Annotated in this window: 9 protein-coding genes; 2 read left to right on the top strand and 7 right to left on the bottom strand. The window is 71.3% G+C overall.

Annotated elements, in window-relative coordinates; genetic code table 11:
• Positions 1–8 precede the first annotated feature (8 nt).
• Entirely contained in the window at positions 9–959 is a 951-nt protein-coding gene (locus AB0M01_RS09075; protein ID WP_363667181.1) for a nitrilase family protein, read from the bottom strand.
• Positions 960–1049: 90 nt separating this feature from the next.
• Between AB0M01_RS09075 and AB0M01_RS09070 the strand changes: the two genes are divergently transcribed.
• On the top strand, positions 1050–1928 hold the full coding sequence (locus AB0M01_RS09070; protein ID WP_363667179.1) for a LysR substrate-binding domain-containing protein: 879 nt from the start codon (positions 1050–1052) through the stop codon (positions 1926–1928).
• Position 1929: 1 nt separating this feature from the next.
• Here AB0M01_RS09070 and AB0M01_RS09065 read toward each other — a convergent pair whose 3' ends face one another.
• The 3 genes from AB0M01_RS09065 to AB0M01_RS09055 are packed head-to-tail and all read right to left on the bottom strand — an operon-like array spanning position 1930 to position 8418.
• Positions 1930–3291 (bottom strand): M1 family metallopeptidase, encoded by a 1362-nt coding sequence (locus AB0M01_RS09065; protein WP_363667177.1) that lies wholly within the window; start codon positions 3289–3291, stop codon positions 1930–1932.
• On the bottom strand, positions 3291–7199 hold the full coding sequence (locus tag AB0M01_RS09060; protein ID WP_363667175.1) for a Pls/PosA family non-ribosomal peptide synthetase: 3909 nt from the start codon (positions 7197–7199) through the stop codon (positions 3291–3293). The genes AB0M01_RS09065 and AB0M01_RS09060 overlap by 1 nt, the downstream gene beginning before the upstream one ends.
• Before the next feature lie 58 nt (positions 7200–7257).
• On the bottom strand, positions 7258–8418 hold the full coding sequence (locus AB0M01_RS09055) for a neutral zinc metallopeptidase (protein WP_363667174.1): 1161 nt from the start codon (positions 8416–8418) through the stop codon (positions 7258–7260).
• A gap of 80 nt (positions 8419–8498) precedes the next feature.
• Between AB0M01_RS09055 and AB0M01_RS09050 the strand changes: the two genes are divergently transcribed.
• A complete protein-coding gene (locus AB0M01_RS09050; protein WP_363667172.1) occupies positions 8499–10184 on the top strand; it encodes a DUF2207 domain-containing protein in 1686 nt (561 codons plus the stop codon).
• Here AB0M01_RS09050 and AB0M01_RS09045 read toward each other — a convergent pair.
• The 3 genes from AB0M01_RS09045 to AB0M01_RS09035 form a co-directional block, all read right to left on the bottom strand.
• Entirely contained in the window at positions 10181–11920 is a 1740-nt protein-coding gene (locus AB0M01_RS09045) for a neutral zinc metallopeptidase (protein WP_363667170.1), read from the bottom strand. The two genes, AB0M01_RS09050 and AB0M01_RS09045, sit on opposite strands and share 4 nt — an antisense overlap.
• Before the next feature lie 9 nt (positions 11921–11929).
• A complete protein-coding gene (locus AB0M01_RS09040) occupies positions 11930–13057 on the bottom strand; it encodes a neutral zinc metallopeptidase (protein ID WP_363667168.1) in 1128 nt (375 codons plus the stop codon).
• 120 nt (positions 13058–13177) lie between these two features.
• The gene (locus tag AB0M01_RS09035; RefSeq protein WP_363667166.1) at positions 13178–14494 is read right to left on the bottom strand and encodes a neutral zinc metallopeptidase; all 1317 of its coding nucleotides are present in this window, start codon (positions 14492–14494) and stop codon (positions 13178–13180) included.
• Between the last annotated feature and the right edge of the window lie 37 nt (positions 14495–14531).

Raw genomic sequence — 14531 nt, 5'->3', positions numbered from 1 at the left:
CGGCGGCGTCAGCCTTCGGTGCGGCCGAACCTGACCTCTCTGATGCCCAGCTCGTCGCCGCGGGGTTCGGTCAGTACGCCGTACAGCTCCGGGCGCCGCCCGCGCAGCCAGCGGCGGCCGGTCGACGTCGGCACCAGCTCCAGGTCGAGGTCGGCGACCACCACTGCCTCGTCGGCGACCGGAGTCTCGGCGACGATCCGCCCGTACGGGTCGATGATCATCGCGTTCCCGGTCCGCACCTCGTCGTCGTCGCGGCCGACCCCGTTGCTGAACAGCACGAACATCCCGTTGTCGTGGGCCCGCGCCGGTAACCAGCGCATCAGCCAGCCGCGCCCGCTCGGGCCGTTGAAGGCCGCCTCGACCGCCGCCGGGTCCTCGGTGCGGTGCTCCCAGACCGCGAGCGGGACCGGCTTCATCCCGTACGGGCTGACCGAGTTCGTCCCGCCGGTCTGGTGCGGCGCGATCAGGACCGTTGCCCCGAGCAAGGCGGTCGCGCGGACGTTCTCGACCAGGTTGTTGTCCCAGCAGATCAGCACCCCGACCGTTGCCCACGGCGTCTCGAACACGGTGTAGCTGTCCCCGCTCGAGATCGCCTCGTGCTCGAACGCGTGCAGCTTGCGGTGCACGTGCACCGATCCGTCCGGCAGGCACACGGCGTACGCGTTGAACAGCCGGCCCGCGTCGGACTCCAGGAAGCCGACGCCGACCCCCGCGCCGAGCTCAGCCGCCAGCGCGCTGACGGCTGACACCAGCGGACCGGTCCGCGGCTCGGCCAGCTCGTGCAGCCGTACGGCGGTGTGCCGGCGCAAGTGCCAGTAGCCGAGCAGGCACAGCTCGGGGAACACCACCAGCTCGGCACCGTTGTCCACAGCCTCCCGGGCCAGGCGCCGGACTGTGGACAAGTTGGCGTCCGGAGCGTCCGGGACGGCCTCGAACTGGACGACGGCAACACGCGGCATCGGCTTCTCCTCAGGGCTGGAAGTCCAGGATTCCGCCGGACCGAGCATGCCGTCCAATGATATCCACAGGTTTATCCATATCCTGTGGTTATGGAACTGCGGCTGCTCCGGACCTTCGCCACGGTGGCGCGGACCGGCAACGTGAGCGCGGCCGCGAGTGAGCTGGCGACGAGCCAGCCGGCCGTCACCAAACAGCTGCAGCTGCTCGAGCGTCGCGTCGGCGCGACGCTGTTCGTCCGCGGTCGCCAAGGCGCCCGGCTGACGACGGCCGGCGAGGCGTTGTTGCCTGACGCCCTCGATCTGCTCGCTCGGGCGGACGCCTTCGAGCGGCGGGCGGTGTCGGTCGCGGCCGGGGCGGACGGGACGCTGGCGGTCGGGTTCGGCCTGTCCGGCATCCAGGTCGCGCCGCAGGCGGTCGCGTTGTTCCGCCGCCGGCACCCGGGCGTCGAGGTCTCGCTGGAGGACATGTCGTCGGCGGTGCAGTGCGAGCGGCTGCTCGCCGGCACGCTGCAGGTCGGCTTCGTCCGGCTGCCCGCGCCGGAGGGGATCAGCGTCCGCCGCCTCCGTCAGGACCGGCTGGCGCTCGCGGTCCCCGCCAAGTCGACAGCCAAGCCGCCGTCGACTGCGGCCGAGTTCGGCGCCTGGCTCGACGAGCGGCCGATCGTCAGCCTGCGGTCAGCCCGCGGCCCCGGCCTCGTCACCCAGATCAACCGTCTGTACGACGAACTCCGCTGCCGCCCGCAGGTGCTGCAGGAGGCCGACGACCTCCAGACCGTCCTGGCGCTCGTCGCCGCCGGGGTCGGCGCTGCCGTCGTACCGGTGAGTGCTGCGGCGATCAGCCCGCAGGCCGTCGACCTGATCCCCATCCCCGGCAAGGCCGCCAGCTGGTGGATCGGCGTCGCCTGGGTCGAGCGCTCGGTCCTGCTGGAACGCTTCGTGGCTGCAGCGGTCGCTGCAGCCAGGCCGTGAGTCAGCGCCGCCGGCGAGGGGCCCTGGGCAACGGTGGCAGCTCGGCCTCGTCCAGCCACACGGAAAACAGCTCCTGCACGGCATCGGGGTCAGGAGCAACCGACACGGCCAGCGAGATGAAGTCCTCGGTCGTGACCGACCCGTGCCGGTACGTCCGGGTCCACGTCCGCAGCAGGTCGAAGAACGTCTCGTCACCGAGCTGCAACCGCAGCACGTGCAGGGTGATCGCACCGCGCTTGTAGAGCCGGTCGTCGAACATCAGGTCCGGCCCGGGGTCGGACAGCACCAGCTCCTGGTCGAGCCCGGACAGCCTGCTGTGTGCCCGCGAGGCCTGCTGGTTGGCCGACAGCCCACCGGACTCCTCCGACCACAGCCACTCGGCGTAGCAGGCGAAGCCCTCGTTCAGCCAGATGTGCTGCCACGTCGCGGGAGTCAGGCTGTTGCCGAACCACTGGTGGGCCAGCTCGTGCGCCACCAGCCGCTCCGACCCGCGCCGGCCATCCACGTGGTTGCTGCCGAACACGGAGATGCCCTGCGCCTCCAGCGGGATCTCCAGCGGGTCGTCGGTCACCACCACCGTGTACGCCGTGAACGGGTACGGCCCGAAGAGCGCGCAGAACACCTTCATCATGTCCTGCTGCCGGCCGAAGTCGGTCCGGAAGTCCTTGATCAGCGCCTGTGGCAGCGCCGCCCGCTGGGTGACCGGTGACGCCGCCAGCTCCAGTACGTCGTACCGGCCGATCTGGATGGTCGCCAGGTACGTCGCCATCGGCGCTGCCTGGTCGTAGACCCAGCTGGTCCTGCTGGCCTTCGTACGCCGTGACACCAGCCGCCCGTTCGCCACCACGTGGTACGGCGAGTCGGTGGTGACCGTGATCCGGTAGTGCGCCTTGTCGCCGGGGTGGTCGTTGCAGGGGAACCAGGTGGCCGCGCCGCTGGGCTGGCTGGCCACGATGACGCCCTCGGTCAGCTCCTCCCAGCCGAGCTCGCCCCACGGGCTGTCGGCCGGCGCCGGGTTCCCGGAGTACTGGACGTCGACGACGAACTCCGCGCCGTCGGGGATCACCGCGGCGGGCGTGACGTGCAGCTTGCCGGAGCGGTGCGCGTAGCGGGCCGCGCGGCGGCCGTTGACGAGCACCTTGGCCACCCGCAGGCCGACCAGGTCCAGCGACAGCCGCGACAGCGCGTGCGTCGCGACCGCAGTGATCGTGGCCTTGCCGGTCAGGCGGTTGCTGCTGACCCGGTAGTCGAGGTCGAGCTCGTAGTGCTCGACGGAGTAGCCGCCGTTGCCGTGCGAGGGGACGTACGGGTCACCTGCCGTGTCCGCGCCCTGCTGACCCCGGCTCTGTGCGCCGGCGACCATCAACCCTGCCAGGGTGCGATCGGGTTGCCGGCCCAGCGGGTCCCGGCCGGGACACTCTCGCCGCGCATCACCAGCGAGACCGGGCCGACGGTGGCGCCCGCACCGACCGATGCGGCCGGCAGCACGATCCCGTGCGGTCCGAGCGTCGATCCCGGGGCGAAGGTGACGGTACTCATGGACATCACCCTGTCATGGAACAGATGCGTCTGGAGCACGCACCCGCGATTCACCGTGGCACCGTCGCCGAGCGTGATCAGATCGGCCTCCGGCAACCAGTACGTCTCGCACCAGACGCCCTTGCCGATCTTCGCGCCGAGCGTGCGCAGCCAGAGCGCCAGCACCGGCGTACCGGCGGCGGCGTTGGCGAACCAGGGCGCGGCGACGAGCTCGACGAAGCTGTCGACGACCTCGTTGCGCCAGACGAACGAGCTCCACAGCGGGTACTCGACCGCGCGGGTCCGGCCGACGATCACCCACTTGGCGACCGTCGCCATCCCGCCCGCGACCGCGCCCGCGGCCAGGATCACCGCGCCGGACAGCAGCAGCGTCCACCACGGCCCGATCCAGACGTCCAGCGCCTGCAGGGCGAACAGCACACCGAGCGCGATCAGCACCGTGCACATCATCGGGACGAACCGGCACAGCTCGACCAGCGCCCGCGCCACCTTCAACCGGTACGGCGGGTTGAAGGTCCGGCTCTGGTCGCCCGCGACGGCCTGCCGGCGCAGCTTCACCGGCGGGCTGCCGAGCCACGACGTACCGGCTTTCGACTTCTTCGGAGCAGCCGACAGGACGGCGACCAGCCCGTTCTTCGGCACCGAACGGCCCGGCGCGGTCATCCCCGAGTTGCCCAGGAAGGCGCGCTTGCCGACCTTCGCGCCGGCCACGTGCAGCCAGCCGCCGCCCAGCTCGTACGACGCGATCATCGTGTCGTCGGCGAGGAAGGCGCCGTCACCGACGGTGGTCATCTTCGGCAGCAGCAGCACGGTCGACGCCTCGACGTCGCGGCCGATCTTCGCGCCGAGCGCGCGCAGCCACCACGGCGTCAGCAGGCTCGCGTACAGCGGGAAGAGCAGCGTCCGGGCCGAGTCGAGCAGCCGCTCGGTCGCCCACACCTGCCAGCCGATCCGGCTGCGCACCGGGTAGTGCCCCGGCTTGATCCCGAGCCCGAGCACCCGGACGCCGATCAGCGTCAGCACCGCCAGCGTCACGAAACCGACCAGTGTCATCAGCGGCACCGCGGCCAGCGCCTTCAGCGCGGCGTCGCCCAGCGACTCGGTGCCCTGGATGTACTTCCCCAGTACGACGATCGCAGCGACGGCGGCGGCGACCGGAAGCAGCGACATCAGCGCCGAGGCAGCGCCGTACGCGAGCACCCACCAAGGCGCGCGGGCCGGGCGTTCCTCGGGCCATGGGCGGCGAGCGCGACCGATCCGGCTGGCGGGGGAGCCGGACCAGCGCTCGTTCGCCGGGACCTTGCCGGAGACCGCGGACCCGGCGGCGACCTCGGCGCCGCGGCCGATCTCCGCACCGGGCAGCAGCGTGCTGCGGGAGCCGATCACCGCCTCGGCACCGACCTGGACCGCGCCGACGTGCAGCTGATCGCCGTCGATCCAGTACCCGGACAGGTCGACCTCGGGCTCGATCGAGGCGCCGCGGCCCATCGTCAGCAGCCCGGTCACCGGTGGGAGCGTGTGCAGGTCGACGCCGCGGCCGATCTTCGCGCCGAGCGCGCGGGCGTAGTACGCGATCCAGGGTGCGCCGGCCAGGTTCGCGGCACCGGCCGCGTCGGCCAGGTTCTCCGCGGCCCAGAGGCGGACGTGCACGTTGCCGCCGCGCGGGTAGACGCCGGGCTTCAGGCCGCGAAGCAGGATGCGGGCGCCGAGGACAGCGATGCCCATCCGGCCGGCCGGGGTGATGAGCAGCAGCCAGCCGACGAAGATCCACCACCAGGACACCGTGCGCATCCACGGGTGGTCGCCGGCGGTCAGCGCGAGCACGTTGTTCAGCGTGAACAGGTAGACCAGCCAGCGCGCGCCGACGACGGTCTGCAGGATCAGGGTCAGCGCCGTCTGCAGCAGCTGCGTGCCCGGCGGCGTCGGCCGGATCTCGCGGACCTCCACCGGCTCGTACGTCGCGGTCGACGCGTCCAGCCGGTCGGCCAGCGCGCCGAGCCGCGGGTACTCGTAGATGTCGCCGACGGTGATCTCGGCGTACCGCTCACGCAGCGCCGAGACCAGTTGGGCCGCCGCGAGGCTGCCGCCGCCGTGCAGGAAGAAGTCGTTGTCCGGGCCGGTGACCTTGGCGCCGAGCACCGCCGTCCAGCGCTCGGCCAGCCAGCCCGCCGTACCGTCAAGCTCGGCGGCCGGGCCGTCGCTGTCCATCCCCGGCAGCGGCCAGGGGAGCGCGTTGCGGTCGACCTTGCCGGACGTCCGCGTCGGGAGGGTGTCGGTGATCGCGAGCAGCGGGACCAGCGCGGCCGGGAGGGCTTCGCGCAGGCGTTCCGAGGCGGCCTTCTGGTCGAACGGCTCGTCGGCGACCACGTAGCCGACCAGGAGTTGGTTGCCTCCGGCATTGGTCCGTACGGCGGCCGCGGCACCCGAGACCCCGGGCAGCGCCTGCAGCGCGGCGTCCACCTCGCCCAGCTCGATCCGGCGGCCGCCGAGCTTGATCTGCTCGTCGGCGCGGCCCTGGAAGATCAGGCCGGCCTCGTCCTTGCGGACCAGGTCGCCGCTGCGGTACGCGCGCTCCCAGCCCAGCGACGGCATCGGCGCGAACTTCTCGGCGTCCTTGGCCGGGTCCAGGTACCGGGCCAGGCCGACGCCGCCGATGATCAGCTCACCGATCTCGCCCTCGGCCACTTCATTGCCCTGGGCATCGACCACTGCGAGGTCCCAGCCGTCCAGCGGCAGGCCGATCCGGACCGGACCCTCGCCGGTCAGCGGCGCGCCGCAGGCGACCACGGTCGCCTCGGTCGGGCCGTAGGTGTTCCACACCTCGCGGCCGTCGATCGCGAGCCGCTCGGCCAGCTCGGGCGGGCAGGCCTCACCGCCGAAGATCAGCAGGCGGACGGCGTCCAGTGCGTCCGCGGGCCAGAGCGCGGCCAGCGTCGGGACGGTCGAGACCACGGTGATGCCCTGCGCGACCAGCCACGGGCCGAGGTCCATACCGCTGCGGACCAGCGAGCGCGGCGCGGGAACCAGACAAGCGCCGTACCGCCAGGCGAGCCACATCTCCTCGCAGGACGCGTCGAAGGCGACGGAGAGGCCGGCCAGCACGCGGTCGTCGGAGCCGATCGGCTCCTTCTGCAGGAACATCCGGGCCTCGGCGTCGACGAAGGCCGCTGCCGAGCGGTGGCTGACGGCGACACCCTTCGGGACGCCGGTCGAGCCCGAGGTGAAGATGATCCACGCGTCGTCGTCGGGCGTCGGCCCGTCGGTCGCCGGAACCGGCCCACCGGTCTCACCAGGCTGATCCATCCGCGCGGAGTACGGGAAGTCGTAGTACCCGTCCTCGTCCGGACCGCCTGCGCGCTTGCTGGTGATCTCCAAGCCATCGGTGACGATCGCCGCGACCGCCGCCTCGCCGAAGACCAGTTCGGCGCGCTCCTCGGGGTCGTCCGCATCCACCGGCACGTACGCCGCCCCGGCCTGCAGCGTGCCCAGGATCGCGACGTACAGGTCGTTGTGCCCGGACGAGATCCGGACGCCGACCCGGTCGCCCGGCCCGACCCCGAGCGCCGTCAGCCGGGCCGCGAACCGGCCCACCTGGGCCAGCAGTTCGCGGTAGCTCAGGCTGACGTGCGAGTCGTCCAGCGCGGGATCGTCGGGGTACCGCGCGGCCGTCTCGTGCAGGATGTCCACCAGGGTGCGCTCGGGTGGCGCACTGTCCCCCCGTCGCAACGTCACGGGCCGGATGATACTGCGATCTGTTGAACGACGAATTAACCTCGCGCCACGCGCGTGGCTACTTCACCAGGCTCGCCGGCGCCGCGAACGTGTTGCAGGCCTTGGTCTCGCCGATGTTGTAGCCGTTCATGATCCAGAAGCCCTGCGTGCTGGCCAGTCCGTGCGTGCGCTCGTCGGCGGGCGTGTCCTCGGACTCGCCGAAGCTGTGACTGGCCTGGAACTCGAACTCCTTCATGCGTTTGCTGAACGGGTAGCTCTTCTCCACGGCCCGGCTGAACACCCCGCCCAGGCAGGACGCCTGCACCTCGTTGCGGCGCGAGCTCTCCAGCTTCTGGCTCGGGTGGTCCTGCAGGTAGTAGGCCCGCGCGTAGAACAGTTCGGTGACGCCCTGGATGTGGTGGCCGTACTCGTGCGCGATGGTCATCAGGTACGCCAGGTCCTCCTTGGGCCCGAACGCCTTGTTCATCTGCAGCACGTCGGTGTACATCACCTGGTTGCCGTAGCAGTAGAAGGCGAGCACCCGGCCGGACAGCGGCTTGAACGCACCGCACGGCGTGTTCACCGGCTTGTCGAACACGACCAGGCCCGGGTCCGGCTTGTTCACGCCGATCTTGTTCAGCGCCGGGCGCCAGGCGTCGTTCAGGCACTTGAACAGCTTCTGGTAGTAGACCTTCTGCGCCGCCAGGCTGCCGTCGCCGAGCTTCTCGGCCGGGCAGTCCACCTCGCCGAGGCCGCCGGCGCTGTAGAGCGTGCTGTTGACCAGGTAGTCCTCGGCGGTGCCCTTGTCCGGCTTGGTGGTCGCGGTGGGGACGATCGACGGGCCGCTGTTCTCCGGGATCGCGGTGGTGTCGGAGCCGCCGGTCAGCACCGAGCCGACGACCGCGAGGGTGACGCCGATGAAGGCGAGCGCGAAGATCCCGAGCACGATGTACCGCGCGGCACTGGGCCGCCGCCGCTGCGGCTGGAAGCCGTTGAAGTGGTTCGGGCCGCCGTAGTACGGCTGCTGGTACTGCGGGTACTGACCGGGCTGCTGGTACTGGCCCTGCTGCGGGTACTGACCCTGCTGGGGGTACTGGCCCTGGGGGTACTGCCACTGCTGCGGGGGCTGCTGCTGCCACTGGCCCGGCTGCGGCGGAGGCAGCACACCAGGCGGCGGAGCCGGCGGGCGGTAGCCCTGCGGCCGGTCCTGCGGGCGGTTGTGGTCGTACGGGTTGCTCACTGGACGCAGGTCCCCTTCTGTGCCGGTGGCAGGTCGTAGCGGGTTCGCTGGGCGAACCGCCCCGAGACTACTCTCACCCCATGTCACTGAAGCGCCGCCTCCTACCGGCTGCCCTGCTCGTCACGCTCGCGGTCCCGTTCGTTGCCGTGGGCGCGCTGCCGGCCCAGGCGGCCGGCGACCAGATCACGGCGTACGCCGCCGAGGCGACGCTGACCGGGGAGGGCGTGCTCCAGGTCAAGGAGACCGTCGACGTCGCGGCCGGGGGCAGCACCTTCGTGCGCACGCTCGCCACGCGGGTCCGCTCCAACGCCGACGACGACCGGGTCTACGAGGTCAGCAACGTGTCGGCGACGGTCAACGGCCAGCCGGCCGGCGGCTTCAGCGACAAGGAGATCGACAACGGCCGCGAACTGACGGTGAACACGTCCGGCCAGTCCAAGATCGTCTACAGCTACGAGGTCGACAACGTCGTCGCCGACTCCACCGAGGGCCGCGAGGTCAGCTGGCCGATCCTCCAGGGCTTCGGTACGGCGGTCCCGAAGGCGACGCTGTCGGTCAACATCCCGTTCGCGACCTGGGTGACCTGCTTCGCCGGCCGGATCGGGTCGAGCATGCCGTGCACCTCGTTCCAGCTGGGCGAGTCGGCCGAGATCGTGATCGAGCAGCTGCAGGTCCCGGCCGGTGGCCGGGTCACCTTCCTGACCGGGCTGAGCGGCCAGGCGACGGTCACGCCGAACGCCGAGTTCAAGACCCGCTGGTCGCTGCACCACGCGTTCACCGCCGACTCCTCGACGGTCGGGCTGAGCGCGCTGCTGCTCGGGCTCGGCGTCCTGGGTGCCGCCGCGCTCTGGTTCTTCAAGGGCCGCGACGCGGGCAAGACCGGCACCGGTGCGACCGAGCGTCCGGTGCTCGACGGCACCGACGGGCCGCAGTTCGCGGCGCCGGACGGGATCCGCCCGGGGCAGGTCGGCACCGTGGTGGACGAGTCGGCCGACGTCGTCGACATCACCGCGACCCTGCTGGACCTTGCCGTGCGCAACTACCTGACGATCGTCGAGCTGCCCCGCGAGACGCAGTTCGGCCGGCACGACTGGCAGCTGGTCCGGCTCAACCAGGGCGGGCCCGAGCTGCTGCCGTACGAGAAGGCCCTGCTCGACGCGGTCTTCGCCGACGGCGACACCGTCCAGGTGTCCACGCTGGGCAACGCGCTGCGGCCCCGGCTCAACCTGGTTCGCGAGCAGCTGTACGCCGACGTCGTCACGCAGGGCTGGTTCGCCAGCCGGCCGGACGCCGTACGGAACCGCTGGATCACCGCCGGTCTCGTGCTGGTCGGCGCTGGTGTGGTGCTGACCATCGTGCTCGCCGTGGTCACCAAGTTCGGGCTGGTCGGCCTGGCGGTCATCCTGGCCGGTGTGGCGCTGGCGCTGGCCGGACAGGTCGCTCCGGCGCGGACGGCGCGCGGCGCCGCCGTACTGGGTCGTGTCGGCGGTCTGCAGCGGTACCTGGCCGAGGAGACCTCCGCCAGCCTGCCGCAGAGCCACCGGCTCGAGTTCGCGTCCCGCTGCCTGCCGTACGCCGCTGTGCTCGGGCTGACCGAGAAGTGGGCGCTGGAGATCGCCGCCACCGATGACGACGACGACCCCGACGCCGGCATCGGCTGGTACTCCGGTCCGGAGAACTGGCACCTGTCCGACATCGGGGAGTCGCTGAGCAGCTTCGTCACCACGTTCGGCGGGACGCTGACCGCGTCCCGCCGCCTGTTCTAGCTCGTGTACTGCGGGTTGGTGCTGAAGGTGTTGCAGTAGATCGGGTTCTTGAACGTGAAGCCGCGGGTCGACCAGCGGTTGTGGTTGACCTTCGACCCGTGGTCGCGGACCTTCGGCTTGCTGAACTCGTCACCGGCGTTGGCGACGGCGAACTTCCAGTTGTTCAGCAGGTCGCCGCGCATCGGGATGAACGGCGCGTTTGTCCCGAGGTAGGCCGAGCCGAAGCAGGCCGCCTGCAGCTCGCGGCGCCGGGACTCCAGCAGCCGCAGGTTCGGGTCGGCCATCGTCGCCTGCCGGGCGAAGCTGGCCCGGAAGATCCCGGTCAGCTGCTGGATGTGGTGCCCGTACTCGTGGGCGATCGTGTTCAGCATCCAGGCCCGGGTGTAGTTCGGGTTGATCTTGTAGTTGTTGTAGTCGACGTTGAACGGCATGTAGATCGCCTCGTTCGCGCCGCAGTAGTAGCCGCGGGTGCCACGCTCGACACCGCACGGGGTCTTCACGGTGTTCGCGTAGACGATCAGGTGCGGCGCCCGGAACGGCAGGCCGGCCTTCTTCAGCGCCAGGTACCAGGTGCGGTTCAGACAGGGCAGGATCCGCTGGTAGTACGCCTTGGTCGCGGCGAAGGTGGTCGGCCGGTACGGCGGCTCGACGCACTTGGTCGCCTGCAGGACGCCGACCGAGTAGATCTTGTTCTTGGCGACCGTCTCGTACGGCGTGGGCTGCCGCGGCTTCGGCGGGGGCTTCGGCGTCGGCTTCGGGGTGGGGGTCGGCGAGGGCGTCAGGCTGGGCGTCTCGCTCGGGGTCTCCGAAGGCGTCTCCGACGGGGAGTCGACGGCGACCGGGGTGGTCGGGGTGTCGTCACCGGTCAGCTTGAGCGCGACGGTCACCCCGGAGCCGACCACGAGGACGGCGAGCGCGACCAGCATGATCAGCAGCCCCTTGGACAGCGTGCGCGGCTTGCGGCGACGCCCCGGGCCCGGCGGCTTCGGAATCGGGATCGGCGGGTACTGCCAGCTCGGCTGACCACCCTGCGGCCCGTTCGGCGGCTGCTGCCAGCCACCCCCACCAGCTGCGCCGGTCGACCACGGGTTCTGCGGCTGCTGCGGCCCGGTGTTCGGACCCGGCCAGCCCCCGGACGGCGGAGGCTGGACGGGACCGGTAGAGCTGCTCGGCCAGGAGCCGGTGAACCCACCAGCAGACTGAGCAGGACCCTGTGGGTTGCCACCAGTCTGAGCAGGTCCCTGCGGAGCGCCACCACCCTGTGGAGGTCTCTGTGGGTTCTGTCCTTGAGGGTTGCCACCGCTCGCCTGCGGGCCTGCCGCGTGGGCTCCACCGGTCGGCGGGGTGTTGCCGGTGCCGGTGTGGGAGCGGTAGCCGCTGGTGTTGCTCGGGCGGGGAGCGGTGGGTGGCGGGGCCGAGTGCTGGCCGCGCGGCGGGGTGGCCGGCTGTGGCGGGAGGTTCCAGCCGGGGTTGCTCGGCTGACCGCCGGCCGGCGGCTGGTCGCCGAGGCCGGGGGTGTACCACTGCGGCGCGGCGGGCGGCTCGGTCGGGGGCGGTGCGACCTTGTCCTCCCGCTGGCTGCCGGGCTTCAGGTATTCATCGGGCTTGTCGGTGGAGTCGGTCCACCAGCGGGGCGACTGGCCATCCCGCGGGGGCGTGCCAGGGTTGCCTTCGGGCTGTTCGCCCTCCGGCTCCGACGGCTCCCGCCCAGGGGGTGGATTCCAGTTGTCCGACATCGATACTCCTCACGAGACCTTGCTGGCCGAAGCCGTGAACGTGTTGCAATTCGCGCTGTTGACAGTGTTGAAGCCCCGCGCGGTCCAGTACTGGTGACTGACCCGCGCCCCGTGGTCCCGTGGGCCGCCACGGTTGTTCTCATCCCCGGTCTGCGCCTCGACGTAACGCCGGTAGATGGTCAGATCGAGCCCGGTGATCCCGTACGACGCCTGGTTGGCCCCCAGGAAAGCAGCCCCCAGGCAGGACGCCTGCAGCTCGATCCGCCGGCTCACCTCGAGCCGGGCGTCCTGGTCGGGCGCGTCGTACTCGAGCTGCGCGGCGGCCGGCAGGATCCCGGCCAGCTGCTGCAGGTGGTGCCCGAACTCGTGCCCCGCCGTGTACGAGGCCCACATCCGTGAGAAGGACCGGTTGGCGGCGTCACCCGCCCGGTTCCACAGCTTGATGTCGTCCTCGTACTTCAGGTAGAGCGTCCGGTTCGCCGCGCAGTAGAACGACGTCGGCGACGAACTGGTGCACGGTGACTGGACGGTACCGGCCCAGAAGATCACCCGCGGTGCGGCGTACTCGTCCTGCCCGGCCCGGACCAGCGGCGTCCAGGCCCGGTTCAGGCAGCCGATCAGGTTGGCGTAGTAGCCCTGTACGGCGGCCGCGGTCGCCAGCGGGATCTGCGGCTCGCGGCAGTTCACCGTCTTCTGCACCCCGCTGCGGTAGAACCCGTCGGTCTGGACGATCGCTGCATTGCGCTGCGACGCTCCGGGCACTCCAGGGGTTCCGGAGGAGCTGTCGTCGGGCGCTGTCGGCGTCGCGGTCGCGCTGGTCGGCGCCACCCCCGGCCCGTACGACGGCGCGACAGTGGGCGCGCTGCTCTCGCGGAGCGCGACAGCGCTGATCAGCACGAGCGCACCGACCCCGCCGAGCAGCAGCAGCCCGGCCAGCAGGCCGGTACGGCGCTTGCGCGGCGGACCGCCGTGCCGGAACCGGTCACCGCCGAGCTCGGGCCCCCAGCCCACCTGCGGCAACGCGGGACCGCCACCCGGCGTACCGGGTAGCGGGTAACTGGCATAGAGCGGTATCGACCCGTCGGGCATCGGTCCCGGCGGTGCTCCTGGTGGTGCGCTCCAGTCCTGGTCAGACACGGTTGTTCCTCATCCCCCCGGGACACACAGGGCGTGATCCGGACGGCCAGGCTATCCATCCCCACCCGGCCACGTCAGCACATTGCTGGGGTGATCATCCGTGACGACCCCGCCCGCGCGCTAGCGGACGCGTGCCGACGGTGCCGTGAAGGTGTTGCAGGCGCCCGGGTTGCGGCTGTTGAACCCGCGCAGCGCCCAGTACTGGTGGTTGGGGGCGTCGCCGTGGTCGTTGCCGTAGTCGGTCACGTTGACGATCAGGAACCGCCACTGCGACAGCGACCGGCCGGTGACCGGGTAGGTCCGCCGGTTGGCGCCGATGAACACGTCGCTGAAGCAGGAGGCCTGCAGCTCCAGCCGCCGGGTCATCTCCAGCGCGCTGGTCCGGTCCGGGGCCTCGTAGCGCATGTTGTGGTTGGCCGCGAGGATGCCGGTCAGGTGCTGGATGTGGTGCCCGTACTCGTGCGCGAACTGGTGCAGCATCCACATCCGCGCCCAGACCTTGTCGTACCGGCCGTAGTTGCCGATGTCCTCGCGCAGGTTCATGTAGATGGTCTCGTTGGCGCTGCAGTAGAACGGCGGGCCGGTGTCGCTCATCGTGCCGCCGCACGGCGACTGGACCGTGCCGGTGAAGCTGACCACGGTCGGCTGGCGGAAGGTCGCGCCGGAGCGGCGGACCTGCGCCGTCCACGCGCGGGCCAGGCAGGCCTTCAGCTGGACGTAGTTCCGGTTGGCGCCGGCGGTGTTGGCCGGGCGGGCGCTGCTCTCCTTGCAGCCGGTGCCGGCCATCACACCGGTCGAGTAGATCCGGTTCCGGCTGACCATCTCGTAGTCGGTCGGGCCACGCTTGACCGGCGGGGTGGTGGTGCTGGTCCGCGGCGCGGTCGGCCGGGTCACGGTCGGCTGCGTGGTGCGCGGCGCGGTCGGCACGCTGGTCGGCTCACCGGTCGGGCTGACCGAGGGGTCGCTGGTCGGCGAGTACGTCGACACCGGGACGGTCGGGCTGGAGTAGTCGTCCGGGCCGTTGCTCTTCAGCACGATGCTGACGATCCGCAGGCCGACGAACGCGACCGCGACGACGATCAGCGGCGCGATGAACCAGATCGCCTTGCTCTTCTTCTTCGGCGGCCGTGGCCCGCCGGGAGGCGGTGCGCCCCAGCCCATGCCGTGCGGGAGCTGCTGCATCGGCGGGCGGGCGGTGTAGTTCGGCTGCGTCTGCCACGGCTGCGGCGCCAGCGGTCCGGGCGGCGGCACCTGCCCGCCGTACGGCGGCTGCTGGCCCGGTCCGCCCTGCTGCGGCGGACCGGCGTACTGCGGCTGCTGTCCGTACTGCGGCTGCCCGTACTGCTGCGGTGGCGGGTACTGGCCAGGTGGCTGGTACGGCCCCTGCGGTGGCTGCTGCGGGTACTGACCAGGAGGTCCCCACTGGTTGTCGGACACGCACACTCTCCAGCGCCCCGGCCGGCGGTCACGACGC

The organism is Kribbella sp. NPDC051770 (genome assembly GCF_040681455.1).
Taxonomy (GTDB): domain Bacteria; phylum Actinomycetota; class Actinomycetes; order Propionibacteriales; family Kribbellaceae; genus Kribbella.
The sequence above is the reverse complement of the archived record's forward strand: the minus strand, read 5'-3'. Positions and strand labels throughout refer to the sequence as shown.